We start from the raw sequence: 22,886 nt of genomic DNA on the forward strand, positions 1-22,886 counted from the left end.
ATGTCGGTTGGCGACAAGAAGACGATGCAAGGCTGGCTCGGTTCCGAGCAGCGCCGGCTGCTGATCCAGGAGTACGGCATCTTCCTTGCCTTCCTGATCCTGGTGGCGGTGCTGTCGGTCTCCAATGAGTTCTTCCTGACGGCTGGCAACATCTCCAACGTGCTGCTGCAGACGTCGATCAACGGTGTCCTGGCCATCGGCATGACCTTCGTCATCCTCACCCGCGGCATCGATCTCTCGGTCGGCTCTGTCGTCGCGCTCGCCGGCATCGTCAGTGCCAGCTTCATGACCAGTTCGGCGACCGCCGGCGTCGCCGGCGCGCCCTATCCGGTCGCCTTGGGCCTCGGCATCGGCCTGCTGGTCGGCATTGCCTGCGGCGCGATTTCGGGCCTCATCGTGTCCCGCTTCTCGGTGCCTGCCTTCGTGACGACGCTCGGCATGCTTTCGGCGGCGCGCGGAATGACCCTCATCTATGGCGGCGGCCGTCCGGTTCCCGCACTGACACCGGCTTTCCGCTGGATCGGCACCGGCGACGTCTTCGGCATACCCGCGCCGGTCTTCATCCTTGCCGTCGTGTTCGCCGCGTCGTGGTGGATCCTCAACCGGACGCGTTTTGGCCGCTACATCTATGCCGTTGGCGGCAACCCGCACGCGGCCAGGACCTCGGGCATCAACATCACCCGCATCCAGTTCCTCGTCTATGTCATTTCCGGCGGCCTTGCCGGCTTCGCCGGGATGCTGCTCAGCGCCCGCACCGGGTCGGCGCTGCCGCAGGCCGGCATTGCCTACGAGCTCGACGCGATCGCGGCAGTGGTGATTGGCGGCACCAGCCTGTCGGGAGGCGTGGGCCGGGTGACCGGCACGTTGATCGGCGCGCTGATCATCGGCGTCATGAACAACGGCCTCGATCTGATGGGCATCCAATCCTACTACCAGCAGGTCCTCAAGGGCGCCCTGATCGTTGGCGCCGTGATGCTCGACCAGAAGCGAAACTACGGGGCCTAGGCCCCTTTCCGGTACCGGACCTGCGTCAGGCGTGTCCGTTCTAAGGCGAACCATGTCGGTCGCTCACTCAAGGTGGAGGTAACGAAATGAAAAGATGGATGATCGCGCTCGCATCCGCGACCGCGCTTTTGGCCGCGCCGGCCATGGCGCAGGACAAGATCAAGATCGGCGCCGCGCCCTACGGGCTGAATGCCGAGTTCATGCAGATTTGGGTGGCCGCGCTGCAGGACCATCCCGCCGTCAAGAGCGGCGAGGTCGAACTGACGGTCTTTGACGGACGCTACGACGCGCTGGTGCAACAGGACCAGTTCAAGACGATGGTCACGCAGAAATACAACGCGATCATCTTTGCGCCGATCGACGTCGACGCGGGCGCTGCCGCCGTGCAGGCCGCCGCCGACGCCGGCATTCCGGTCATCGGCTCGAACACCCGCGTCCATTCCGATCTTCTGACCTCCTATGTGGGATCGGACGACACGATTTCGGGCTACATGGAAGCCAAGACCGTGCTCGACAAGATCGGCTGCAAGGGCAATGTGGTCATCCTCGAAGGCCCCGTCGGCCAGTCCGCGCAGATCTCACGGCTGGAAGGCAACAAGAAGGCGCTGGCCGAATGCCCCGACGTCAAGGTCCTCGAGGACCAGACGGCGAACTGGTCGCGCGCCGAGGCCCAGACGCTGATGGAGAATTGGCTCACCGCTCACCCGAACCAGATCAATGGCGTGATCGGCCAGAACGACGAAATGGCGCTTGGCGCCATCGAGGCGATCAAGGCCGCCAAGCTTGACGTGAAGAGCTTCGCCATCGCCGGCATCGACGGCATCACCGACGCGCTGCACGCCGTCAAGAACGGCGACATGACCTCGATCCTGCAGGATGCGCGCGCCCAGGCGCAAGGTGCGCTCGACCTTGCCATCTTCAATGCCAAGAAGGGTGAGTACAAGCCGCAGTCCGACATCTGGGAGACCTACAAGGACATGCCTTGGAAGGACGGCAAGGAGAAGCTCTACAATGTGCCGTGGACGCCGGTGACGGCTGATAACGTCGACAAGCTGCTTGCGACGCGCAAGTGATCCAGCCGCGGGGTGGGCTTTGCGGCCCGCCCCGCACTCCATCAGGCCGAGAAGAGAACCATGACCGAAACAATAGATGTTGATCTCAATTTTTCGCTGGGCGGCAAGGTCGCCCTGGTCACCGGCGGCGCGTCGGGCATCGGCAGCGCCATCGCATCGGCATTCGCCACCAAGGGCGCCATTGTCGGGGTGATCGATATCAATGAAGCGGTCGCGCAGGCGAAAGCCGCCGAACTCGGCAATGGCGCGAAAGCCTTCGTGTGCGATGTGTCCGATCCGCAATCCGTGGACGCCGCGTTCGCTTCAGCGCTGGCGGCATTCGGCCATATCGACATCGTCGTCAACAGCGCCGGCGTCGTCATGCTTGCTCCCGCCGAGGAACTCGGCCTCGATGCCTGGGACAAGACCATCGCTATCAATCTCAAGGGAACGTTCCTGATTTCCCAAGCCGCCGGGCGCGCCATGATCAAGGTCGGCAAGGGCGGCAAGATCATCAACATGGCCTCGCAGGCCGGCACCGTGGCGATCGACCAGCACGCCGCCTACTGCGCCTCGAAATTCGGCGTCATCGGGCTGTCCAGGACGCTTGCCGCCGAATGGGGCAAGCACGGCATCACCGTCAACACGATCTCGCCGACCGTGGTTCTGACCGAGCTCGGCAAGAAGGCCTGGGACGGGCCGCGCGGCGAGGCACTGAAGCTGCGCATCCCGACCGGCCGCTTCGCCTTTCCGCAGGAAATCGCCGCCGCCGCCGTGTTCCTGGCCTCGAACGGCGCCGACATGATCAACGGCGCCGACCTTCTGGTCGATGGCGGCTACACCATAATCTGAGCGGCGGGAGCGACAATGCAGCGTTTCATCAACAATCCCGACGAGGTCGTCGAGGACACCGTCAAGGGCTTCGTCAAGGCGCATGCCGGCATCGTCAGGCTCGGCAGCAGCAACCCGCGCGTCATCGCGGCCCGCCATGCCCCAGTCGCCGGCAAGGTCGGCGTGATCACCGGCGGCGGCTCCGGTCACGAGCCGGCCTTCATCGGCTACACCGGCCGCAACATGCTGGATGCGGTCGCGGTCGGCGAGTTGTTCTCCTCGCCGACGGCCAAGAGCTTCCTCGACGCGGCGCGCGAAGCCAATGGCGGCAAAGGTGTCGTCTGTCTCTACGGCAACTATGCCGGCGACAACATGAACGTGAAGATGGCCATCAAGCTGGCCGCCAAGGAAGGCATCGAGATCGCCACCGTCGTAGCCAATGACGACGTCTGCTCGGCGGGACCGGACGAGCGCGAGAAGCGCCGCGGCGTCGCCGGCGAGATCTTCATGTGGAAATGCGCCGGTGCGCTGGCGGCGGAAGGCGCAAGCCTCGCGGAGGTGCAGGCGGTGGCGCAACGGGCGATCGACAATTGCCGTTCGATCGGCGTCGGCCTTGGTCCCTGCACGCTGCCGGCGGTCGGGCATCCGAATTTCGTGATCGAGCCGGGCACGATGGAGGTCGGCATCGGTCACCACGGCGAGCCCGGCGTGCGCGTCGAATCGCTGAAGCCGGCGGCCGACATAGCCCGGGACATGGTCAAGATCGTGCTCGACGATCATGCGCTTGCGGCCGGAACCGAAGTGGCGGTGCTGGTGTCCGGCCTCGGCGCGACGCCGGTCAACGAACTCTACATCCTCAACGACACGATCGAGGCCGAGATTAGCGGACGCGGCCTGATCATCCACAAGACCTATGTCGGCAACTATTTCACCTCGCTGGAAATGGTCGGCGCCACACTCACGGTCATGGCGCTCGACAGCGAGCTGAAACGGCTTCTGAATGTCGACGTCGATTGTCCCGCAAGGCTTTAGGAAACAGGCAAATGCAGCAGTTTGAAAATGCTTCCGCGGGCGACATCGTGCTTTCGCTCGCCGACCGGATCATCGAAAACCGGGCCTATCTCAGCGAGATCGATGGCAAGATCGGTGACGGCGACCACGGCGTCAACATGGCCAAGGGCTTCGGCATGGCGGCGGAAAGGATCAGGGGCAACGACATGTCGCTGGCCATGGCCTTCGATACGCTCGGCACGGTGCTGATGACCGAGATCGGCGGCTCCATGGGACCGCTCTATGGCGTCATGTTCACCCAGTTCGCCGAAACGATCGAAACCTCTCCGTCGATCAGCGCCGAGGCCTTCGGCGCCATGCTGGGCAGCGGCCTCGAAGGCATCCAGACGATCGGGTTGGCCAAGGTCGGCGACAAGACGCTGCTCGACGCGCTTGTGCCGGCGATCGAGGCCTTCAACAGCGCCAACGCCGCCGGCAAGCCGTTTGCGGATGCGCTCGACGCGATGGCCGCCGCCGCCGAGCAAGGCCGCGACAGCACCAGGGATCTCGTGGCCAGGATCGGCCGCGCCAGCCGGCTCGGCGAACGCTCGGTGGGCGTCCTCGACGCCGGCGCGACATCCTGCGCGCTGATCCTGAAAACCCTGGCGTCCGGCGCCAAACAGAAGCTGCTGAAATCCGCGACCGCTGGCCATTGAATTTATGAATATGCTCCTCCCGAGCAAAGGCTCCCGGCTGACATTGCAGCCGGGAGCGCGCTAAGTGGCCGATCGCAGCAAGATTGAGAGTTCGCCCGTTTGCGCTCATCTTGACGATCGATCTTGGATTCGGGGAAACCAGGCAGCATGACCGTGAAGACATCATCGGCGCGCAAGAATGGAACCGAGGCGGTGGCCGAGCCCATCCCGCTGCGCTACGGCGACGATCCGTATGTCTGGGCCTGCTGGCTCTACTACGAAGACCATATGACGCAAGGCGACATCGCCGAAATCATGGGCATATCGCGGGCGACGGTGAACAGCTATCTGGCCGACGCCCGCGCCCGTGGCATCGTCAACATCTCGCTCGAACCGTCGCGGCTGAGCTCGCTCTCGATCGCGCAGGAACTCAAGCGCCATTTCGGCCTGCATGACTGCCTGGTCGTGCCTAGCGACGACAATGCGCGGCCGCTGATCGACCGTCTCGGCGGGGCGGCGGCGCAGGCGCTGGCCAAACTGTTGAAATCCGGCGACACGCTTGCGGTCGCCTGGGGACGCACGGTGCTGGCGATCGGCGAGCAGGCATCGGTGCCCGGCCTGCAGGACGTCACCGTCGTCCAGGCGACCGGCGGAACGGCCGCCCACTTCGCCTATACGCCGGAACTCTGCGCCTCGGCCATCGCTGGTGCCGTCAAGGCGCGGTTGATCAACATCACCGCGCCCGCCGTCGTCTCCACCGCGGAAGTCCGCGACATGCTTTTGCGCGAGCCGCTCATCCAAAGTCAGTTCGACGCGCTTGCCAAAGCCAACAAGGCGCTGTTCGGTATCTCGTCGCTGCGTCCGAATTCGACGATCCACACCAGCGGCTTCTTCGAATCCGTTTCGCTACAGCAGTATCTCGCCAGGAACGCGGTGGGCGTCGTCGCCGGCCGCTTCATCGACGGCCAAGGCAATCCGGTGGCCGGCCCGCTCGACGACCGCACGATCGGCATATCGCTGGACATGTTGAAAGCCATCGGCCTGCGCATCGCGGTGGCCGGCGGCTTCGACAAGGTGCCGGCAATCCTGGCCAGCCTGCGCGGCGGCTACGTCAATGTGCTGATCACCGACGCCGCCACCGGCCGCGGCATCCTTAATGCCGACGGCGTGACGGAACTCGACCAGAAGCTGTCGCAGCGCCCCAGGGTCGACAACACGATCGCCCTGCCCAGCAATTACCGGACCCATATCAAGAAATTCCTCAACGACCCAGACGATGCCGTCGAGGAAATGCTCGACGGCGTGGTCAAGGCCCATGCCTCCTACATCAAGCCGATCAAGGGCTCCAACCGTGCTCTGGTCGCCCGCACCGGGCCGAGGCCCGGCAAGGTCGGGCTGGTGATCGGCGGCGGCTCGGGACACGAGCCCTGTTTTCTGAGCTATGTCGGCAAGGGCCTCGCCGACGCCGTGGCTGTCGGCAACATCTTTTCCTCGCCTCCTCCCGGGCCGATCCTCGAATGCACCCAGGCGGCATCCGGCGGTGAGGGCGTGCTTTTCGTCTACGGCAATTATGCCGGCGACGTGATGAACTTCGACATGGCGGCCGAGATGGCGGCGGACAAGGGCATCGAGGTCCGCACCGTGGTGACGACGGACGATATCGCCTCCTCTCCGCTGGAGGACAGGGATGGCCGCCGCGGTGTCGCCGGGAACTTTTTCATGTTCAAGATCGCCGGGGCCGCTTGCGACCGTGGCCTCTCGCTCGATACCTGCGAGGCGGTAACACGCAAGGCCAATGCACGGACCTTCACCATGGGCGTCGCGCTGGAGCCCTGCTCGATGCCGCAGACCCGCCGCCACAACTTCGAGATCGGCCCTGACGACATCGAGATCGGCATGGGCATTCACGGTGAACCCGGCGTCATCCGCGAAAAGATGATGAGCGCCGATGCGATCACCGACCGGGTGATGGACCGCATCTTCTCCGAAATGAAGCCGGCTGCGGGCGACCGCGTGGCGGTGCTGATCAATTCGTTCGGCGCGACGCCGCTGATGGAACTCTACATCCTGTTCCGACGCGTCGAGCAGCGGCTGAGCGCCAAGGGCGTCCAGATAGAGGCGAACTGGGTGGGTCACTATTGCACGTCGCTCGATATGGTCGGCGCCTCCATATCGATCCTGCATCTCGATAATCAGCTGTCGGAGCTTTTGCGCCACCCTTGCGATACGGCCGTGCTGCGTATGGGTTGAGGACAACAAGAGATGCGTCTTACGAACACAGGCCGCATCCTGCTTGAACTGGGAGGACCATGATGTCGGACAATGCCGCACGACGCCTGAGCAGGATGTTCTACCGCATATCGATCGCGATCGAGGCGGGAAAGGACCGGCTGTCCGATCTGGATGGCGCCATCGGCGACGCCGACCACGGCATCACCATGTCGCTCGGCTTCATGGCCGTGAATGCGTATCTGGCCAAGCTCAATCTCGACGACACGCCTCCCTCGGAAATCTTCACGGCCGCCGCCTCGGCCTTCCTCGACGCCGTCGGCGCCTCCACCGGACCGCTCTACGCGACCGCATTCCGAAGGGCCGGACAGGCCCTCAAGCAGGATGAATGCCTTTCGCTTGCCGACCAGGCGGCGATCATCAAGGCGATGACGGCCGGCATCATGGAACGCGGCAAGGGGCAGCGTGGCGACAAGACCATGCTGGACGTGTGGATCCCCGCCACTGAAGCCGCGCTCAGCGCGCAGGCCCGCAATGCCGGTGGCCCGGATATGTGGAACAGCATTCTCGAAGCCGCGGAAGCCGGCGCGAATGCGACGCGGTCCATGGTGGCGGCGCGGGGGCGGGCGGCGCGGCTGGGCGAGCGGTCGCTCGGACACATGGATCCTGGCGCCGCTTCGGCCGTCATCATCCTGCGCGCGATGAAGGACACCTTCACCGAAAGCGAGCCTCACGGGCACTGAAAATCGAAGCACCATCCGCCCGGACCTCGATTGGCGCCCAAAATGGCCGGCGGTTTGCCGGCAACGCTTGCCTTGCCAACGAAGAACCGAGCGTTTACAGGCGTTGTCAGTGGAAGCGTTCCTGCTGGAGGGCGGGAACTGCGAGGCGGGGCAACAATAATGCGCGATTCCGACGCCTATTCGATTGCGAGCAGGGACATCGTCTTCGAATCCTTCGATGGTGAGGCCGTGGTGCTCAACCTTGCCAACGGCAAGTATTTCGGCTTCTCCGATTCCGGCAGCAGGGTGTGGCAGGCGCTCTCGTCCGGGGTCGATGCCCGGGCCCTGATCGGGCTGAACGCTGGCGGTTCGACACTCGGCGCGGCTGAACTGGAACACTTCATATCGCAATTGCTCGAACTGGGGTTGCTGGTGCCTTCGGAAGCGGCGGCGCGATCGCTGCCTGGCGAACTGCCTGCCGAGCTTGCCGCCACGAGCGAACCGCTCACGGTGAGCACTCACGACGACCTCGCCGATTTGATCATCGTGGATCCCATTCACGAGGTCGAGGAACCCCTCGGCTGGCCAGCAGTGAAGCAGGCATCCTGACGAGCCGGTCGCGTCTGGGACAGGGGCGCAGGATGCCGCGCGTCACGCTCGAAACCTTGCCGGATTACGCCCGGTATCTCATCACCGCCGCTGAAGAAACCGCCACACATTATCCGGCCGCGCGGACGGTCCGCCTGCACCGGCTGGAGCTGACCGCGCATGTCGGTCCGGGTGCGCTGGCGGATGCGCTCGACCACGCCTTCGTGGAAGCCGCGGATGACCAGGCGGAGCCATCGGCATGCAATATCTTCATCACTCACCCTGGCATCAAGGGCATTCCCGAGCCGGCACGGTGGGGCGACGCGCATTTCACTGAATACGGCTTTGCCGAACGGCTCGCCGGGGCCGGGCTGCGTGGCCACTATTTTCACGATCTGGATTTCTGGCAGGTCTACGATCCGGAGCGCCGTATTGGCGTGCAGCTGATGACCTCGCCCGATGCTTTTCCGCCCTGGGAGCCGGCAGCGCCTCTGCGGGCCTTCCTGCACTGGGACTATGCCGCGCGCGGCATGCGGCTGACCCATGCCGGCACGCTCGGTGCCAATGGCAAGGGCGTGCTGCTCGCTGGCGCGGGCGGCGCCGGTAAATCCGGCACCGTCGCCGCCGGTCTGCTCAACGGGCTCGACAGCGTCGGCGATGACTATGTGCTGATCGATCTGGCCGGCGGCGTGACCGCGCGGCCGCTGTTTTCAACACTGAAGCAGGACCCGCAAGGTTTCGCACGGCTGGGCTTGAAGCAGCGACTGAGGATCCAGAGCCCCTTGAACTGGCAGGGCAAGCACACGTTTCACATTGCCGACATCGCGCCCCGGCCGGTGCCAGCAGCGCTGGACATCGTTGCGTTGGTGGTGCCACATATCGGCGGTGGCGACATGAGTTCGATTGTGCCAGTGTCGCGTCGAGACGCCATGATCGCACTGGCACCGTCGGGCATCATGCAGATGCCGGGGGAACGCGAAAGCGGCTTCCGCTTCTTCGGTGATCTTACCCGCCAGTTGCCAAGCTACCGTCTGTCCCTGGGAACGCATCCCGAGGAGATCGCCGGCACGCTTGCGGATTTTCTGACGCGAGTTGTTTCGTGAAATTGAGCGTGATCATGCCTGTCTACAACCGCGAGCGCTATGTCGTTCCGGCCTTGCGCTCGTTGGTGCGCCAGCGCGATGCCGCCGATCTCGACATCATCGTCATCGACGACGGCTCGACCGACGGCTCGGCCGAGGCCGTGCGTTCGATGATGGTCGAGCACCCTTGCATCCGGCTGTTCCGGCAAGAGAATATGGGTGTCGCGAGGACACGCAATGCCGGGCTGAGGCAATTGCCTGCGGACGCCGAGTTCGTTTCATTCCTGGATTCCGACGACATCTCGCTGGCCGGGCGCTTCAAGACCGATCTTGCGCGTTTCGGCGCGAGGCCCGGCTTGGAGTTAACCTATTCGCTGATGACGCTGGTCGAGCGGATTGACGACGAGAGGCTGGAGCCTGCGGTCGACAGCCGCACCATGACGATGCGGGGCATTTCGCTGAGCACTGCTCTGTTCCGCCGGAGCCTTGTCGAGCGAACGGGCGAATTCGACGAGGAGTTCGAACAGGCCGAGGACACCGACTATCTGCTGCGGGTTTTCGAAACGGGTCCGAACTACGAATTGCTGGACAACGTCGCGGTCTACTACCGGCGCCACGCCGGGAATATCACCAAGGAACATGACAGCCGGGTCCGCAACCATTTGCGTGCAATCCACAAGTCGATGCGACGGCGCAAGGCCGATCCGTCGCTGCGCGAGGTTCAGGGTATTTTCGAGCTGAAGGACCCATCTGCTGATTGGCGGATGATGTGATGCCGAGGCTGAGCGTGATCATGCCGGTCCATAACCGCGAGACCCTTGTGGGCCCGGCGCTACGCTCACTGCTCAGGCAGCGTGGCGCCGCCGATCTCGACATCATCGTCATCGATGACGGCTCGACCGATGGATCGGCCGAAGCGGTGCGGTCGCTGATGGTGGAGAACCCCTGCATCCGCCTGTTTCAACAACCCAACATGGGCGTGACCCGGACGCGCAACACCGGGCTGGGACTGCTTGAACCGGAGACCGACCTTGTCTCCTTTCTCGATTCGGACGACATTTCGCCGGTCGGACGCTTTGCGGCCGATATCGAACTCTTCCGCAACGATCCGGGTCTGGATCTCACCTATTCAAGAATGATGCTGGTCGACAAGATCGACGACGAGCACCTGGAACCCACCGCCGACAGCCGTAGCATCACGGTTCGCGGCATCCATTTGTCGGCGGCGATCTTCACGCGCCGGCTTATCGCACGCATCGGCGTCTTCGACGAAGCCTTCAACCAGGCGGAGGACACCGACTACCTGCTGCGCACCTTCGAGAGCGGACCAAGATATGTCATGCCGGAGACCGTGGCCCTCTACTACAGACGCCACCCCGGCAACATGACCAGACAGACCGAGGTCCAGTCGCGTGAATTCATGCGTGCCATCTACAAGTCGATGACCCGCCGCAAGGCAGATCCGACCTTGCGGCGGATCGAGGGCATCTTCGAGCTCAAGAAGCTCGCTGACTGGCGGTTCATGTGATGAGTGGCTACAGCGTCGTCATTCCAGCATTCAACGCAAGCGGTACCATCGCCGAGACGCTGCGATCGGTCGCCACCCAGACGGTTCGCCCGGACCTGGTGGTGATCGTCGATGACGGCTCGACCGACGATCTCGCTTCGGCGATCGGCGGAACGGACCTGCCGGTGCAGCTGATGCGCCAGGCAAATGCCGGACCCGGCAGCGCCACGACCAGGGGTATCGCGGCGCTGTCGACGCCGCTCATAGCGACGCTCGATGCGGACGATCTGTGGTTGCCGGACAAGATTGAAAGACAGCTCGCGCATCTCGAGAGAAGTCCCGCAACATCGGGCGTTTTCTGTCACTGGCGGAATTTCCGCAACGACCAGCCCGACGCGCCCGAGACCACGGCCGTGCCCGGCTGGTCGCGGACCACCATGATGATCCGCCGTGAGGTCGCCGAGACGGTTGGACCGATCGTCGACCCGCCGGGCGGGCGTGGCGAAATGATCGACTGGATCGCCCGGGCGCGCGAGGCGGGCCTTGCCCTCGACATGCTGGACGAGGCGCTGGCGTTGCGCCGCATCCGGCCGGGCAGCCTGTCCTATGGACGCGATGCGGCCCGCGACCGCGGCTATCTCGAAGTGGCACGGCTCGCCATGCTGCGGGCTCGCAACAAGGCCGGCCCGGCTGATGGCTGATATTCGCCGTATCGAGCGTCGCTTCCCGGACTATGGCTGGTCCTGGCCGACGGGCGGGCTCGACCAGTTGCTCAAGGCCGCACTTCTTCCGGACGAGGATGCCGCCGCCGCTTGCGCCGGCCGCTGGCTGGACGAGAACGATATCGATCATGTCTCGTTTCGCGAGCACCGGCTGCTGGCCGCGATCTCCGACAGGTTCGGCAGGAAGCTCGCCGGCCATTCCGCTTATCCGCGCCTTGTCGGCCTGCAGAAGATGCTGTGGACCAAATCGCGCATGGCGATGCGGGAAGCAGAACCGGAGCTGAAGGCGATGACGGATGCGGGATGCAAGGTAATGCTGATCAAGGGCGCCAGCCGCATTGCCTTGAACGCCTCAGCACAGCGCGGCCGGGTGGCGCACGACATCGACATATTGGTGCGGCCGCAGGACATGCAGACGGCCTTCGACGTGCTGCGCGACGGCGACTGGCAGATCGCCACGGGCGTCAGCCCGCAATATCTGAGGACAAGGCTGGCGTCGCTGCGCTCGATGAACTTCTTCAAGGGTAATCTTGGCGACATCGACCTGCACCAGCTCGCCTATGACGGTTCGCAGCGCAGCGAGCAAGACGACCTGGCCATCTGGCAACGGGCCGATAGTGCCGAATTCAGCGGCGTCGGCGTGCTGGTGCCGTCACCGGCCGACCGCATCGCGCTTGCCATCGCGCATGGCGGGCTCGATGCCCACACACACAGCGACTGGCTGGTCGATTGCGCGGTGGCCATTCGCGGCAGCGATGTCGACTGGGATGTGTTCCTCGATGTTGTCGCCAGGCGCGGCCTTGCCGTGGCCTCGGCGGTGGCACTCTCCTATCTGGCGCTCGAAACAGGTGTGGCGGTGCCGGACAGGGTGCTGGCGCGCGTGCTTGACATGGCCGACCGCAGCGGCCTTTCGCGCTGGTCGGCGGTGCTGCAGGCCAAGCCACGGACCGATTTCGGCAGGCTGGTCTGGCTGTCGCGCGGCCTTGCCAAGCAGTTGCGGCTGCGGCGTAAGAGCGGCCGGCTGCGGCAGGAGCCGCCAGCCAAGGCCTGGCGCGGCAGGCCAGCCCGCAACGAGCCGTCGCAAACGCTGCCGCCATCGGTGTTCTCACAGGCCATACCGTGCCCGCCAACGGCAGGCGAGATGATGCTGGACATCACGGTCAGGATCCGTGTTCCACCGGTCCGCCGCCGCATCGAGATGGAGATCAACGCCGATGACGACCATATTGCGCGCCTGCGCGCCATGGCCATCAGCCGATCCGGCGGGGAACGGGTGCTGCATTTTCGCGGCAAGGTGACGCTTGACGGGCAAAAGCATGCCTTGACGCTGGAGGCGCGACCTTCCAGGCAATTTCGTCAATGGGACGATGAGGCGACAGTGGCTGCCTATGGCGCACTGCCCTTCCATCTGATCTCGGCGATTTTTTCGCCGCTGCGCTGAGACGGAAGCACCCACCAAGCATCGCCCGGCCTGTTGCAACAGTCTTGCACGGACAACCAAGTTCTCGACGCGATGCTGACGAACATCGCAGACTGTAACGGCACGATTAACTGCACTTTAGGCAATCCCGGCTAGCTTGCGACGTCAGGCAGGCGCGGCTGTGCACCCGCCCATGATTTCGTCGTACTGCGTAAAATTGATCTTTGCTGGGGCGGTCCGATGAGCATGGGAAGTGTCCGAAACATCAGTACGGCGACCGGCTTTGCATCTTCGATTGGAAGCTTGTCGCCGGTCTGGCTCGTTGCGGCCGTGGTGGTGTTCTCTTTTTTCATGCCGTGGACAGCAGGCAACAATACCGACGTCAGCTGGCTCATCGTCATCTGCGAAAAAGTCCTTGATGGCCAGAAGCTCTATGTCGACATTCTGGAAACCAATCCGCCCTTCTCCGTTGCCCTCTATATTGGGCCGGTGTGGCTGTCCCACAGGCTCGGCATCTCACCGGAATCGGCTATCGAGTGCTTCATCTACCTGGTCTTTTTCGTTTCAATTGCGCTGTCGGCCGTGGTCATCGAACGAGGCCGGATCTTTGCCGATCTGAAGACGCCATGGATCTATCCCGCGCTGGCGGTTTTGCTCCTCATCATGCCTGGGAATGTTTTCGGCCAGCGCGAACATATCGGCACGATGTTGTTCATGCCGATGCTGTTCCTGATGATGTGGCGGTTTGAAAACCGTGCCGATGCGCCGGTTCCTCTCGGCCTTGCCGTAGCGGTTGGCCTGGCTGGAAGCGTGCTGCTTTTGGTCAAGCCGCACTGGGCAACCGGCATCGTAGTCCCGTACCTCTTCATCGCTTGGCGCAGACGCTCGCTGATGGCGTGCCTGACGGCTGAAAACGTCATCATCTTCACGGTTTGCGCTGCCTATCTCGCCAGCGTGTACATATGGTTTCCCGAGTTTCTCGGCACCTTCCTGCAAGTGCTGATGCGCTACTATGTCAGCCTGCGCGCCAACATAAATATCGTCGCCGCATTGCCGACTTTTGCGATCTTTGTCGTCTTCGCGGTTTTCCAGATGCGTAAATCTGTCTGGCGAGACGACGTCGCGCTGGCGATGGCGAGTGCCGGCGGCCTCTTTGTTTCCATGATGTATCTTGGAAAATACTGGCCCAATCACCAATATCCCTTCCAGACCACGCTGGTGTTCGCGATGCTGCTGGCTGTGGCATCACGATGGCGAATGGCGCTTGGCCTGGCAAACGCCGAAGCCGCCCCCGAGATCGCCAGCGTCAAGCTCCATGCCGCAGCCTGGCTGGCCGTGGTCGCCGCGCTTTCGGTGACGCACCACCAGTTCTACCAACTGCCCGAGAAAAGCCTGGTCGATGCCATCAAGAGCCGTTACGCCTCGCCATCGATCGTTCAGGTCAGTTCCGATCTTTCCGTCGGCAACCCACTGACAAGGATGAGCAATGGTCGCTGGCTGTCGGCCTATGCCCATGATTGGGTCGGCACCTATGCGCTTTGGGGGCTGATGCGGGGTACGTACCAAGGTGAAGACGAGCGCATCGCGCGGCAGGACCTTGATGACTATACGCGCTACGTCAATTCCCTGATCCGCGACAACAAGCCCGATATCATCCTGATGGATCGGATGAACAAGAAAAAGTCAGCGTGGTCGCTCACGGCAGACTTTCCGCCAATCTGGATCGTGTGGATGCGTCAGAACGCGGATTTCCAAACCCTGATGGACGGCTATGAGGAAATCGCCAGCGGGGACTACATTGAAGTCTATGCCCGGCGCTCGGACGCCCATTAGAGCAGTTCGCCTTTAGCTCGCTCACTCGGCTTTCGTCACCCGCCGCAGTGTCAGATTGATCCTGCCGCCGTTCTTGAGCAGTGCCGAGGTCGACGGGTAAATGCGGTCGACGCCGTGGAAGGCGAGACGGCCCTCGCCGCCAAGCACGACGACGTCGCCGCTCTTCAGCCTGAACGATTTGGTGGCGCCGTCGCGCGTCGTCTGGCCGACCCTGAACAGGCAATCATCGCCCAGCGACACGGAGACGACAGGCGCCGAAAAGTCGGCCTCGTCGCGATCCTGGTGCAGGCCCATCTTTGCATCCGCCGTGTAGAAATTGATCAGACAGGCCTCCGGCGGATTCGGATATCCCGACACCTGCCGCCAGAGATCGAGCAGGATCTCGGGGATCGGCGGCCATGGCTCCCCGGTCAGCGGATGCGTCGGCTGGTAGCGATAGCCGCGCTCCTTGTCGGTGACCCAGCCGAGCGGGCCGCAATTGGTCATGCGCACGCTCATCTCCTTGCCGGTGCGCGGCATGGCCGGCACGAACAGCGGCGCCTGCTGGACGATGCTTCTCACTTCCTCGACCAGCGCCTCCTGGGTGGTGCGGGAGAGATAAGCCGGCATGTGGCGGACGCCGTTGGGCAGAACGAGCATGGAATAGCGCACCTTGAGATGGTTCGAGCCGGCAAGATGCCACCATCGACGGAAAACAGCGACCCGAAAGCCGTCGCCAGTGTCACCCCAGCTGCCGATGTGGAATTCACGCCCCCGCTTCGCGAAAGGTAGTTGACGCGTAAACATGAATTTCATAGTCAAGTTTTGAACTTGAGTGTTTGAGACAACAATTTGGATGCCGGCGGAAGGGGAGAGTCGCCGGCGGCAAATGGCAAGAGCGAGGCATACCGACGTGACGTTTCATGAGGGGTCTAACATGGTCAGGGATGGCAAGGTGTGGTGCCGGGGAATGCTCGCCACGACGTGTCTCGCGGCACTGCTCGGTGCTCATCAGGCGCTTGCGCAGCAATCCGCCCGTCGGACGCAAGACGGCACGCTCGAGCCGATCACGGTCAGCGGCAAGGGCGATCCGGTCACTTCCGGGGACGACAAGACAGTGGCCGCCAAGCGCAGCTCCGGTGCGACCAAGACCGATACGCCGCTCATCGAAACGCCCCGCTCCGTCTCGGTGGTGACGCGCAAGGAACTCGAGGAGCGCGGCACACAGGACATCATCGAGGCGGTGCGCTATTCGGCGGGCGTCACTATATCAGAGGTTACGACGCCACCACGCTCAGCGACTACAAGGACGGCCTGCGCCAGCCCTACATCAACTACGGCACCTTCCGCACCGACCCCTATTCGCTCGAACGCGTCGAGGTCATCAAGGGACCGGTGTCGGTGCTTTACGGCACGGGAACGCCGGCCGGCATCGTCAACAAGGTGCCCAAGCTGCCCACCGAGGACAGGATCCGCGAAGTCCAGTTGCTCTACGGCACCAAGGACAGGGCGCAGGCGGCCTTCGATTTCGGCGGCCCCGTCACCGAAGGCAGCGACGAGTTCCTCTACCGGATCGTCGGCCTGGCGCGAAACGGCGACACCAATTTCGACATTGCCGACGACCGCTATTTCCTGCAGCCTTCGCTGACCTGGAACCCGGATGCCGCGACCTCCTTCACCATCTACAGCCTGGTGCAGGCCGACGAGACGGATACCAGTGTCGCCGCGATTGCCGATCCGTCGGGCAAGGTACACACTTTGCGCTCAAGCGATCCGGACTACGACTATCAGAAGATCCGGCAGCAGCAGGTCGGCTACAAATTCGAACACGATTTCGGCGACGGCATCACGTTCCGCCAGAACGTCCGGTATTCCCATCTCGACCTGAGGTCGCGCTACCTTGCGGTCGCGAGTTGGACGGGCACCGTCGCACATCGGTATGCGAATTCGATCCGCGACGAAATGAACGTCTTCCAGGCCGACAACCAGATCGAGGCCAAATTCGACACCGGGGCGCTGGCCCACACTGTGCTTCTCGGCCTTGACTACACCAACCTGACCTCGTCCTTCGGCTATGGCGCGGGTCCCGTCAATCCTGCCTATGATTTCGACATCGCCAATCCGACATACGGTGTTTCCGGTCCGACGCCGGACTATAATTCCACGACTTCCGATGCGGATCTGCGCCAGACCGGCATTTATGCGCTCGATCAGGTCGAACTGGACAGATGGCGCTTCACGCTCGGCGGCCGGCAGACCTGGGTCGAGCAGACGCGCGAATACGGTAGCGGCAGTTCCGAGGGCCTGAACAAGAACGCCTTCAGCGTGCAGGCCGGCGCCCTCTATCTGTTCGACAATGGCGTTGCGCCGTTCGCGAGCTATGCGACTTCGTTCGAACCGGTCACGAACCAAACTGCGTCACACGAAATCCTTAAGCCGACGGAGGGGGAGCAGTTCGAGCTGGGCGTCAAATATCAACCGCCGGGAACCGACATCCTGCTGTCGGCGGTTACCTATCATCTCATCGAGAAGAACAAGCCGGTCGTGGTCGATCCCAATGCGGGAACGTACCGAGCGTTGGGCGAAGTCACCAGCAATGGCCTTGAGCTGGAGGCCCGCGCGGCCATCACCGACGGGCTCGATGTGATCGCTGCCTACAACTACAACCACGCCGAGATCACTGACGGCGTGGCTGCGGAGATCGGCAAGGTTCCAGCGGTCACGCCCGCGCATGTCGCGAGCCTGTGGGCCAACTACAAGTTCGACGAGGGCAGTGCCGCGCCTGGCCTTTCGGTCGGTGCGGGTGCAAGGCTGCAGAGCGCGACCTACACTGACACCACCAACACCGCCAAGAACGATGCGGCGGTTTATCTCGACGCCTCTGCGTCCTATGATTTCGGCGCCATCGACAGGAAGTATGAAGGTGTTTCCGCCGCCTTCGCCGTCCGCAACATCGCCGATGAACGTCCTGTCGTGTGCAACAGCGGCTATTGCTATTTGGGCCAGGGCCGCAACATCACGGCTTCGCTGAAGCGCAGCTGGTAGGGTCTGATGTGTTTGCGCGTCTTCTGGACGCGCAAATGCCCTTGTCAGACATGGTCGAGCACGCGCTTGGTCTGGCGCCTAATCGTTTTCCACCCGGCCGCGCAGCTTCTTGATGGTGCCGCGCCCTGCCTTGCTCTTCAGCCGCCGCTCGACAGCGCCTTTCGAAGGCCGCGTCTTCTTGCGTGGCGGCGGCGGCGGTTCGGCGGCCTTGGCGACCAGTGCCGTCAGCCTTGCCCGGGCATCCGCCCGGTTCTGTTCCTGGGTGCGGAAGCGCCCGGCCTCGATGACGATGACGCCGTCCTTGGTTGCGCGTTGGCCGGCGAGCTTGATGGTGCGCGCCCGCACGCGTTCCGACAGGCCGGCCGCGTTGGCCGCGTCGAAGCGCAGTTGCACCGCGGTCGCCACCTTGTTGACGTTCTGGCCGCCGGGGCCGGACGAGCGGATGAAATCCTCGTGCAGATCGCCCGGATGGATCACGGCTTCGTCCGATATGATGATGTTGTCGTCGATCGGCATGCCGCAGTCATGGCGCGGCGGCGGACAAAAGAAAAGGCCCGATCGAAACCGGGCCTTCAATGGTGCTGAGCGACGTGGCTATTACTCCGCCGCTTCCTGCATCCGGGGCGCCGCACCCATGACGGTTGCGTCGACATGCGGCTCGAACTTCTCGAAGTTGACGGCGAACATGCCGACCAGTCTTGCGGCCTGGCGGTCATAGGCAGGCTTGTCGGCCCAGGTCGAGCGCGGATCGAGAATGGCGCTGTCGACGCCAGGCACGGCCACGGGTACCTTGAAGCCGAAATTGGCATCAGTGCGGAATTCGCCTGTCTTCAGCGAGCCGTCGAGCGCGGCGGCGAGCAGAGCGCGCGTCGCCTTGATTGGCATGCGCTTGCCGATGCCGTAGGCGCCGCCGGTCCAGCCGGTGTTGACCAGCCAGCAATCGGCGCCATGGCTGGCGATGAGTTCGCGCAGCAGATTGCCATATTCCGACGGATGGCGCGGCATGAACGGAGCGCCGAAGCAGGTCGAGAACGTCGCTTCGGGCTCGGTGACGCCCTTTTCGGTTCCGGCCACCTTGGCCGTGTAACCGGAGAGGAAATGATACATTGCCTGCGCCGGGGTCAGCCGCGCGATCGGCGGCATCACGCCGAAAGCATCAGCGGTCAGCATGATGATGTTTTTCGGATGACTGGCGCGCCCGGTCTTCGAGGCATTGGGGATGAAGTCGAGCGGGTAGGCGCAGCGTGTGTTTTCGGTGAGCCGGCCGTCGTTGAAGTCCGGTACGCCGTCGGCGTCGAGCACGACATTTTCCAGCACCGTGCCGAAGCGCTGCGTGGTGGCGAAAATCTCCGGCTCGGCCTCCGCTGACAGCTTGATCGTCTTGGCGTAGCAGCCGCCTTCGAAATTGAAGATGCCGTGCGGCCCCCAGCCATGCTCGTCGTCGCCGATCAGCGTGCGCGACGGATCGGCCGACAGCGTCGTCTTGCCGGTTCCGGAAAGCCCGAAGAAGACGGCGGCGTCGCCGGCCGGCCCCTCATTGGCCGAGCAGTGCATCGGCATCACGCCCTTCTGCGGCAGGAGATAGTTGAGCATGGTGAACACCGACTTCTTCATCTCGCCGGCATAGGAGGTGCCGCCGATCAGCACGATCTTGCGGCTGAGGTCGACGGCGATCACCGTTTCGGTGCGGCTGCCATGGCGGGCGGGGTCGGCGCGGAAGGACGGCAGGTCGATGATCGTCATCTCAGGCACGAACTGTTCGAGTTCGGCTTTGTCCGGGCGGATGAGCAGATTGCGGATGAACAGCGAGTGCCAGGCAAATTCGGTGATGACGCGCGTCGGCAGTTTCAGCTCGGCATCGGCGCCGCCGACCAAGTCCTGCACGTAGAGATCCTTGTCCGCCGCGTGGGCCAGGAAATCGGCGAACAGCGTTTCGAACTGGGCCGGCGAGATCGCCTTGTTGTTGTCCCACCAGACATGCGCCTCTGTGGCGGCGTCGCGGACGACGAACTTGTCCTTGGGCGAGCGGCCTGTGTGCTGGCCTGTCTCGGCGACCAGCGCACCATGCGCGGTCAACCGGGCCTCGCCGCGCCGGATCGAGTCCTCGTAAAGGGCGGCCGCACCGAAATTGTAGCGCACCACGCCGGTGGTTTTCAGGCCGATACGATCGATCGGGCAAGCAGGATTGCGTTTGCCGACTTCCGACATTGGTGTCCCTTCTTGGATTTGCCGCATCTTTGCCGGCGTATTTCCGGCACACCCGCTGTGCGGGCTGAGATGGTCAAAACCAGAAAAGCCAAATGATATCAAATCATTAATCGATTTAAATATTTTGAAAGTTGTTTAAATCGTTTATATATGCGAAAAGTTTCACGGTTGCCCAAAGGATTGGCGCTGTTCGTTCGTCCAATCCATGTCGAGGTAGGATTGTGGCCTGCGGCACCCCGCGCGTGACAGCGGACAAGCCCTATGCCACATTTTGTACCTAATTTGTCCTGCAAAAGCCCCTTCTCTACGAAAGAAGGGACAGCTCATGAGGGAGCCGCTTGAAATGGCAACAATCGCGCTTGTCGATGACGACCGCAACATTCTGACGTCGGTGTCGATCGCCCTCGAATCCGAGGGATATCGCGTCGAGACCTATACGGATGGTGCGTCCGCGCTGGAAGGCCTGGCGGCACGTCCGCCGAACCTTGCCATCCTCGACATCAAGATGCCGCGCATGGACGGCATGGAGCTCTTGCGCCGGATGCGCCAGAAGTCCGACCTGCCGGTGATCTTCCTGACCTCCAAGGACGACGAGATCGATGAATTGTTCGGCCTCAAGATGGGCGCCGACGATTTTATCCGCAAACCGTTCTCGCAGCGCCTTTTGGTCGAGCGGGTGCGCGCCGTGCTGCGCCGTGCCAGCGCCCGCGAGGCAGCGGCAAAGGCGCCCAGTCAGCAGGCCCGTTCGCTCGAGCGCGGCCAGCTCGTCATGGACCAGGAACGCCACACCTGCACCTGGAAGGGCGAACCGGTGACGCTCACCGTCACCGAATTCCTGATCCTGCATTCGCTGGCGCAGCGTCCCGGCGTCGTAAAAAGCCGTGATGCGCTGATGGATTCAGCCTATGATGAGCAGGTCTATGTCGACGACCGCACGATCGACAGCCACATCAAGCGGCTGCGCAAGAAGTTCAAGGCCGTCGACGACGACTTCGAAATGATCGAAACCCTTTACGGAGTCGGATACCGGTTCCGCGAAGCGTAATTTGATGTATGTCGAGCAAACGCGGCCCCGGCCCAGGGGCTGCGTCATGCATCGAACCGAAGACTAAGCAGGGACTGCTATTCGATGGCAGTGGAAGCACAGCGAAGCAGGCCGACGGGCGCCAGGCGGCCGTCGCGCATCATGCCGTCCTTCGTATCGAAAATCACGGTGCCGATGCGCCGCTTCCTCGGCCACCACATCTTTTCCAGCCTGACGCGGCGCATCCTGTTCCTCAACCTTGCCGGCCTCGCCGTCCTGGTCACCGGTATCCTCTATCTCAACACCTTCCGCGACGGGCTGATCGATGCCCGCGTCGAAAGCCTGATGACCCAGGGCGAGATCATCGCCGGGGCAATCGCGGCGTCGGCGACGGTCGAGACCGATTCGATCAGCATCGACCCGGAAAAGCTGCTCGAGCTGCAGGCCGGCGAAAGTCTGGGGCCGGGTTCGGACCAGCTCGACAATCTGGATTTCCCGATCAATCCCGAACGTGTCGCGCCGGTGCTGCGGCGGCTGATCTCGCCGACCCGGACGCGGGCCCGCATCTATGACCGCGACGCCAATCTGCTGCTCGATTCGCGCCACCTCTATTCGCGCGGCCAGATCCTGCGCTACGACCTGCCGCCGGTCGAGGAGGAAGAGCCCGACCTTGTCGAGCGCGTCCAGAAATTCATCTTCGACTTCTTCCGCAACACCGACCTGCCTGTCTATCACGAACAGCCCGGCGGCAATGGCGCTGCCTTCCCGGAAGTGGTCAAGGCGCTGACCGGCAGCCCGTCGACCATTGTGCGCGTCTCCGAACAGGGCGAGCAGATCGTCTCGGTGGCGGTGCCGATCCAGCGCTTCCGCGCCGTTCTCGGCGTCTTGATGCTGTCGACCGAAGGCGGCGACATCGACAAGATCGTCGCTGCCGAGCGCAAGGCGATCCTGCGCGTCTTCGGCATCGCGGCGCTGGTCACCGCCATCCTGTCGATGCTTCTGGCCTCGACCATCGCCAACCCGCTGCGCCGGCTCTCCGCCGCGGCGGTCCGGGTCCGGCGCGGCGTCAAGAGCCGCGAGGAAATCCCTGACTTTTCCGACCGGCAGGACGAGATCGGCAATTTGTCGGTCGCCGTGCGCGACATGACCAACGCGCTCTATGCCCGCATCGAGGCGATCGAAAGCTTCGCCGCCGACGTGTCGCATGAGCTGAAGAACCCGCTGACCTCGCTGCGCAGCGCGGTGGAAACCCTGCCGCTGGCCAAGAACGACAATTCGCGCAGCCGGTTGATGGACATCATCCAGCATGATGTCCGGCGGCTGGACCGGCTGATCACCGATATTTCCGACGCCTCCCGTCTCGATGCCGAGCTGGCGCGCGAAGATGCCGGGACGGTGGACCTGAAGAAATTCATCACCGACCTCGTCGCCGTGTCGCGCGAAACCACCCGCAACAAGAAGGCGGTAGAGATCGAACTCAAGGTCGCCAAGCTGCCACAGGGCGTCAAAGGCTATTTCGTCGCCGGCCACGATCTGCGCATCGGCCAGGTCGTCACCAATCTGATCGAGAATGCGCGCTCCTTCGTTCCCGAGGACCATGGCCATATCAGCCTGTCGCTGGCGCGCGCCGGCAAGTTCAACATCCTGACCGTCGACGACAATGGTCCCGGCATCCGTGCCGACAACATCGACCGCATCTTCGAACGCTTCTACACCGACCGGCCGGCCGGCGAGGCGTTCGGTCAGAATTCAGGCCTTGGCCTGTCGATCTCCAGGCAGATCGTCGAGGCCCATGGCGGCACGCTGACCGCCGAGAACATCCCCGGCACCAAGCCCGGCGAGATCAAGGGCGCGCGCTTCGTCGTGACGCTGCCGGCAGAAGCATGATCCCGCAAAGTGGAAACCGGTTTTCTCGGACGAACGGTTCCGTTCATCCAGAGATCATGCCTCATCC

At 63.2% G+C, this 22,886-nt stretch carries 19 protein-coding genes and 1 pseudogene; 17 read left to right on the forward strand and 3 right to left on the reverse strand.

What is annotated here, in order from left to right; genetic code table 11:
* The 14 genes from AC04SF_RS12505 to AC04SF_RS12570 all read left to right on the forward strand — a co-directional run bounded on the left by AC04SF_RS12505 (position 1) and on the right by AC04SF_RS12570 (position 14,676).
* The gene (locus AC04SF_RS12505) at positions 1–1,005 is read left to right on the forward strand and encodes an ABC transporter permease (RefSeq protein ID WP_488478052.1); all 1,005 of its coding nucleotides are present in this window, start codon (positions 1–3) and stop codon (positions 1,003–1,005) included.
* Between the two features lie 86 nt (positions 1,006–1,091).
* On the forward strand, positions 1,092–2,078 hold the full coding sequence (locus AC04SF_RS12510; RefSeq protein ID WP_488478053.1) for a substrate-binding domain-containing protein: 987 nt from the start codon (positions 1,092–1,094) through the stop codon (positions 2,076–2,078).
* A 60-nt stretch (positions 2,079–2,138) separates the two neighbouring features.
* Positions 2,139–2,909, forward strand: a complete 771-nt coding sequence (locus AC04SF_RS12515; RefSeq protein WP_488478054.1) for an SDR family oxidoreductase — start codon at positions 2,139–2,141, stop codon at positions 2,907–2,909.
* Between the two features lie 15 nt (positions 2,910–2,924).
* Positions 2,925–3,920, forward strand: a complete 996-nt coding sequence (locus AC04SF_RS12520; RefSeq protein WP_488478055.1) for a dihydroxyacetone kinase subunit DhaK — start codon at positions 2,925–2,927, stop codon at positions 3,918–3,920.
* 11 nt (positions 3,921–3,931) lie between these two features.
* Positions 3,932–4,594, forward strand: a complete 663-nt coding sequence (dhaL, locus tag AC04SF_RS12525; protein WP_488478056.1) for a dihydroxyacetone kinase subunit DhaL — start codon at positions 3,932–3,934, stop codon at positions 4,592–4,594.
* A gap of 147 nt (positions 4,595–4,741) precedes the next feature.
* A complete protein-coding gene (locus tag AC04SF_RS12530; RefSeq protein ID WP_488478057.1) occupies positions 4,742–6,823 on the forward strand; it encodes a bifunctional sugar-binding transcriptional regulator/dihydroxyacetone kinase subunit DhaK in 2,082 nt (693 codons plus the stop codon).
* Positions 6,824–6,885: 62 nt separating this feature from the next.
* Positions 6,886–7,545, forward strand: coding sequence for a dihydroxyacetone kinase subunit DhaL (gene dhaL, locus AC04SF_RS12535; protein WP_488478058.1), 660 nt, complete (start codon positions 6,886–6,888; stop codon positions 7,543–7,545).
* 42 nt (positions 7,546–7,587) lie between these two features.
* Positions 7,588–8,133, forward strand: coding sequence for a PqqD family protein (locus AC04SF_RS12540; RefSeq protein WP_488478059.1), 546 nt, complete (start codon positions 7,588–7,590; stop codon positions 8,131–8,133).
* Positions 8,134–8,165: 32 nt separating this feature from the next.
* Positions 8,166–9,215, forward strand: a complete 1,050-nt coding sequence (locus AC04SF_RS12545) for a serine kinase (RefSeq protein ID WP_488478060.1) — start codon at positions 8,166–8,168, stop codon at positions 9,213–9,215.
* A 14-nt stretch (positions 9,216–9,229) separates the two neighbouring features.
* Entirely contained in the window at positions 9,230–9,967 is a 738-nt protein-coding gene (locus AC04SF_RS12550; RefSeq protein ID WP_488478061.1) for a glycosyltransferase family 2 protein, read from the forward strand.
* Positions 9,967–10,722, forward strand: coding sequence for a glycosyltransferase family 2 protein (locus tag AC04SF_RS12555; protein ID WP_096452809.1), 756 nt, complete (start codon positions 9,967–9,969; stop codon positions 10,720–10,722). Before AC04SF_RS12550 ends, AC04SF_RS12555 begins: the two co-directional genes overlap by 1 nt.
* Positions 10,722–11,402, forward strand: coding sequence for a glycosyltransferase family 2 protein (locus AC04SF_RS12560; RefSeq protein WP_488478062.1), 681 nt, complete (start codon positions 10,722–10,724; stop codon positions 11,400–11,402). Before AC04SF_RS12555 ends, AC04SF_RS12560 begins: the two co-directional genes overlap by 1 nt.
* Positions 11,395–12,864 (forward strand): nucleotidyltransferase family protein, encoded by a 1,470-nt coding sequence (locus AC04SF_RS12565; protein WP_488478063.1) that lies wholly within the window; start codon positions 11,395–11,397, stop codon positions 12,862–12,864. Before AC04SF_RS12560 ends, AC04SF_RS12565 begins: the two co-directional genes overlap by 8 nt.
* A 219-nt stretch (positions 12,865–13,083) precedes the next feature.
* On the forward strand, positions 13,084–14,676 hold the full coding sequence (locus AC04SF_RS12570; protein ID WP_488478064.1) for a hypothetical protein: 1,593 nt from the start codon (positions 13,084–13,086) through the stop codon (positions 14,674–14,676).
* A 21-nt stretch (positions 14,677–14,697) separates the two neighbouring features.
* Here AC04SF_RS12570 and AC04SF_RS12575 read toward each other — a convergent pair whose 3' ends face one another.
* The gene (locus AC04SF_RS12575; RefSeq protein ID WP_488478593.1) at positions 14,698–15,315 is read right to left on the reverse strand and encodes an alpha-ketoglutarate-dependent dioxygenase AlkB family protein; all 618 of its coding nucleotides are present in this window, start codon (positions 15,313–15,315) and stop codon (positions 14,698–14,700) included.
* Between the two features lie 310 nt (positions 15,316–15,625).
* Here AC04SF_RS12575 and AC04SF_RS12580 point away from each other — a divergent pair.
* Positions 15,626–17,700, forward strand: a pseudogene (locus AC04SF_RS12580) (TonB-dependent siderophore receptor).
* 78 nt (positions 17,701–17,778) lie between these two features.
* Here AC04SF_RS12580 and arfB read toward each other — a convergent pair.
* The gene (arfB, locus tag AC04SF_RS12585; protein ID WP_056569055.1) at positions 17,779–18,216 is read right to left on the reverse strand and encodes an alternative ribosome rescue aminoacyl-tRNA hydrolase ArfB; all 438 of its coding nucleotides are present in this window, start codon (positions 18,214–18,216) and stop codon (positions 17,779–17,781) included.
* A gap of 81 nt (positions 18,217–18,297) precedes the next feature.
* A complete protein-coding gene (locus tag AC04SF_RS12590; protein ID WP_488478065.1) occupies positions 18,298–19,908 on the reverse strand; it encodes a phosphoenolpyruvate carboxykinase in 1,611 nt (536 codons plus the stop codon).
* Between the two features lie 343 nt (positions 19,909–20,251).
* Here AC04SF_RS12590 and AC04SF_RS12595 point away from each other — a divergent pair, with 343 nt between their 5' ends.
* Positions 20,252–20,953 (forward strand): response regulator transcription factor, encoded by a 702-nt coding sequence (locus tag AC04SF_RS12595; RefSeq protein ID WP_010912942.1) that lies wholly within the window; start codon positions 20,252–20,254, stop codon positions 20,951–20,953.
* 84 nt (positions 20,954–21,037) lie between these two features.
* The gene (locus AC04SF_RS12600; RefSeq protein ID WP_095200753.1) at positions 21,038–22,819 is read left to right on the forward strand and encodes a sensor histidine kinase; all 1,782 of its coding nucleotides are present in this window, start codon (positions 21,038–21,040) and stop codon (positions 22,817–22,819) included.
* Positions 22,820–22,886: the final 67 nt, after the last annotated feature.

The sequence above is a fragment of the Mesorhizobium sp. CNPSo 4671 genome, from assembly GCF_057784245.1.

Coding starts and splice junctions, on each gene's coding strand:
- AC04SF_RS12505 (WP_488478052.1), top strand. CDS start 1: ATGTCGGTTGGCGACAAGAAGACGATGCAAGGCTGGCTCGGTTCCGAG.
- AC04SF_RS12510 (WP_488478053.1), top strand. CDS start 1,092: ATGAAAAGATGGATGATCGCGCTCGCATCCGCGACCGCGCTTTTGGCC.
- AC04SF_RS12515 (WP_488478054.1), top strand. CDS start 2,139: ATGACCGAAACAATAGATGTTGATCTCAATTTTTCGCTGGGCGGCAAG.
- AC04SF_RS12520 (WP_488478055.1), top strand. CDS start 2,925: ATGCAGCGTTTCATCAACAATCCCGACGAGGTCGTCGAGGACACCGTC.
- dhaL (WP_488478056.1), top strand. CDS start 3,932: ATGCAGCAGTTTGAAAATGCTTCCGCGGGCGACATCGTGCTTTCGCTC.
- AC04SF_RS12530 (WP_488478057.1), top strand. CDS start 4,742: ATGACCGTGAAGACATCATCGGCGCGCAAGAATGGAACCGAGGCGGTG.
- dhaL (WP_488478058.1), top strand. CDS start 6,886: ATGTCGGACAATGCCGCACGACGCCTGAGCAGGATGTTCTACCGCATA.
- AC04SF_RS12540 (WP_488478059.1), top strand. CDS start 7,588: ATGGCCGGCGGTTTGCCGGCAACGCTTGCCTTGCCAACGAAGAACCGA.
- AC04SF_RS12545 (WP_488478060.1), top strand. CDS start 8,166: ATGCCGCGCGTCACGCTCGAAACCTTGCCGGATTACGCCCGGTATCTC.
- AC04SF_RS12550 (WP_488478061.1), top strand. CDS start 9,230: ATGCCTGTCTACAACCGCGAGCGCTATGTCGTTCCGGCCTTGCGCTCG.
- AC04SF_RS12555 (WP_096452809.1), top strand. CDS start 9,967: ATGCCGAGGCTGAGCGTGATCATGCCGGTCCATAACCGCGAGACCCTT.
- AC04SF_RS12560 (WP_488478062.1), top strand. CDS start 10,722: ATGAGTGGCTACAGCGTCGTCATTCCAGCATTCAACGCAAGCGGTACC.
- AC04SF_RS12565 (WP_488478063.1), top strand. CDS start 11,395: ATGGCTGATATTCGCCGTATCGAGCGTCGCTTCCCGGACTATGGCTGG.
- AC04SF_RS12570 (WP_488478064.1), top strand. CDS start 13,084: ATGAGCATGGGAAGTGTCCGAAACATCAGTACGGCGACCGGCTTTGCA.
- AC04SF_RS12575 (WP_488478593.1), bottom strand. CDS start 15,315: ATGCTCGTTCTGCCCAACGGCGTCCGCCACATGCCGGCTTATCTCTCC.
- arfB (WP_056569055.1), bottom strand. CDS start 18,216: ATGCCGATCGACGACAACATCATCATATCGGACGAAGCCGTGATCCAT.
- AC04SF_RS12590 (WP_488478065.1), bottom strand. CDS start 19,908: ATGTCGGAAGTCGGCAAACGCAATCCTGCTTGCCCGATCGATCGTATC.
- AC04SF_RS12595 (WP_010912942.1), top strand. CDS start 20,252: ATGGCAACAATCGCGCTTGTCGATGACGACCGCAACATTCTGACGTCG.
- AC04SF_RS12600 (WP_095200753.1), top strand. CDS start 21,038: ATGGCAGTGGAAGCACAGCGAAGCAGGCCGACGGGCGCCAGGCGGCCG.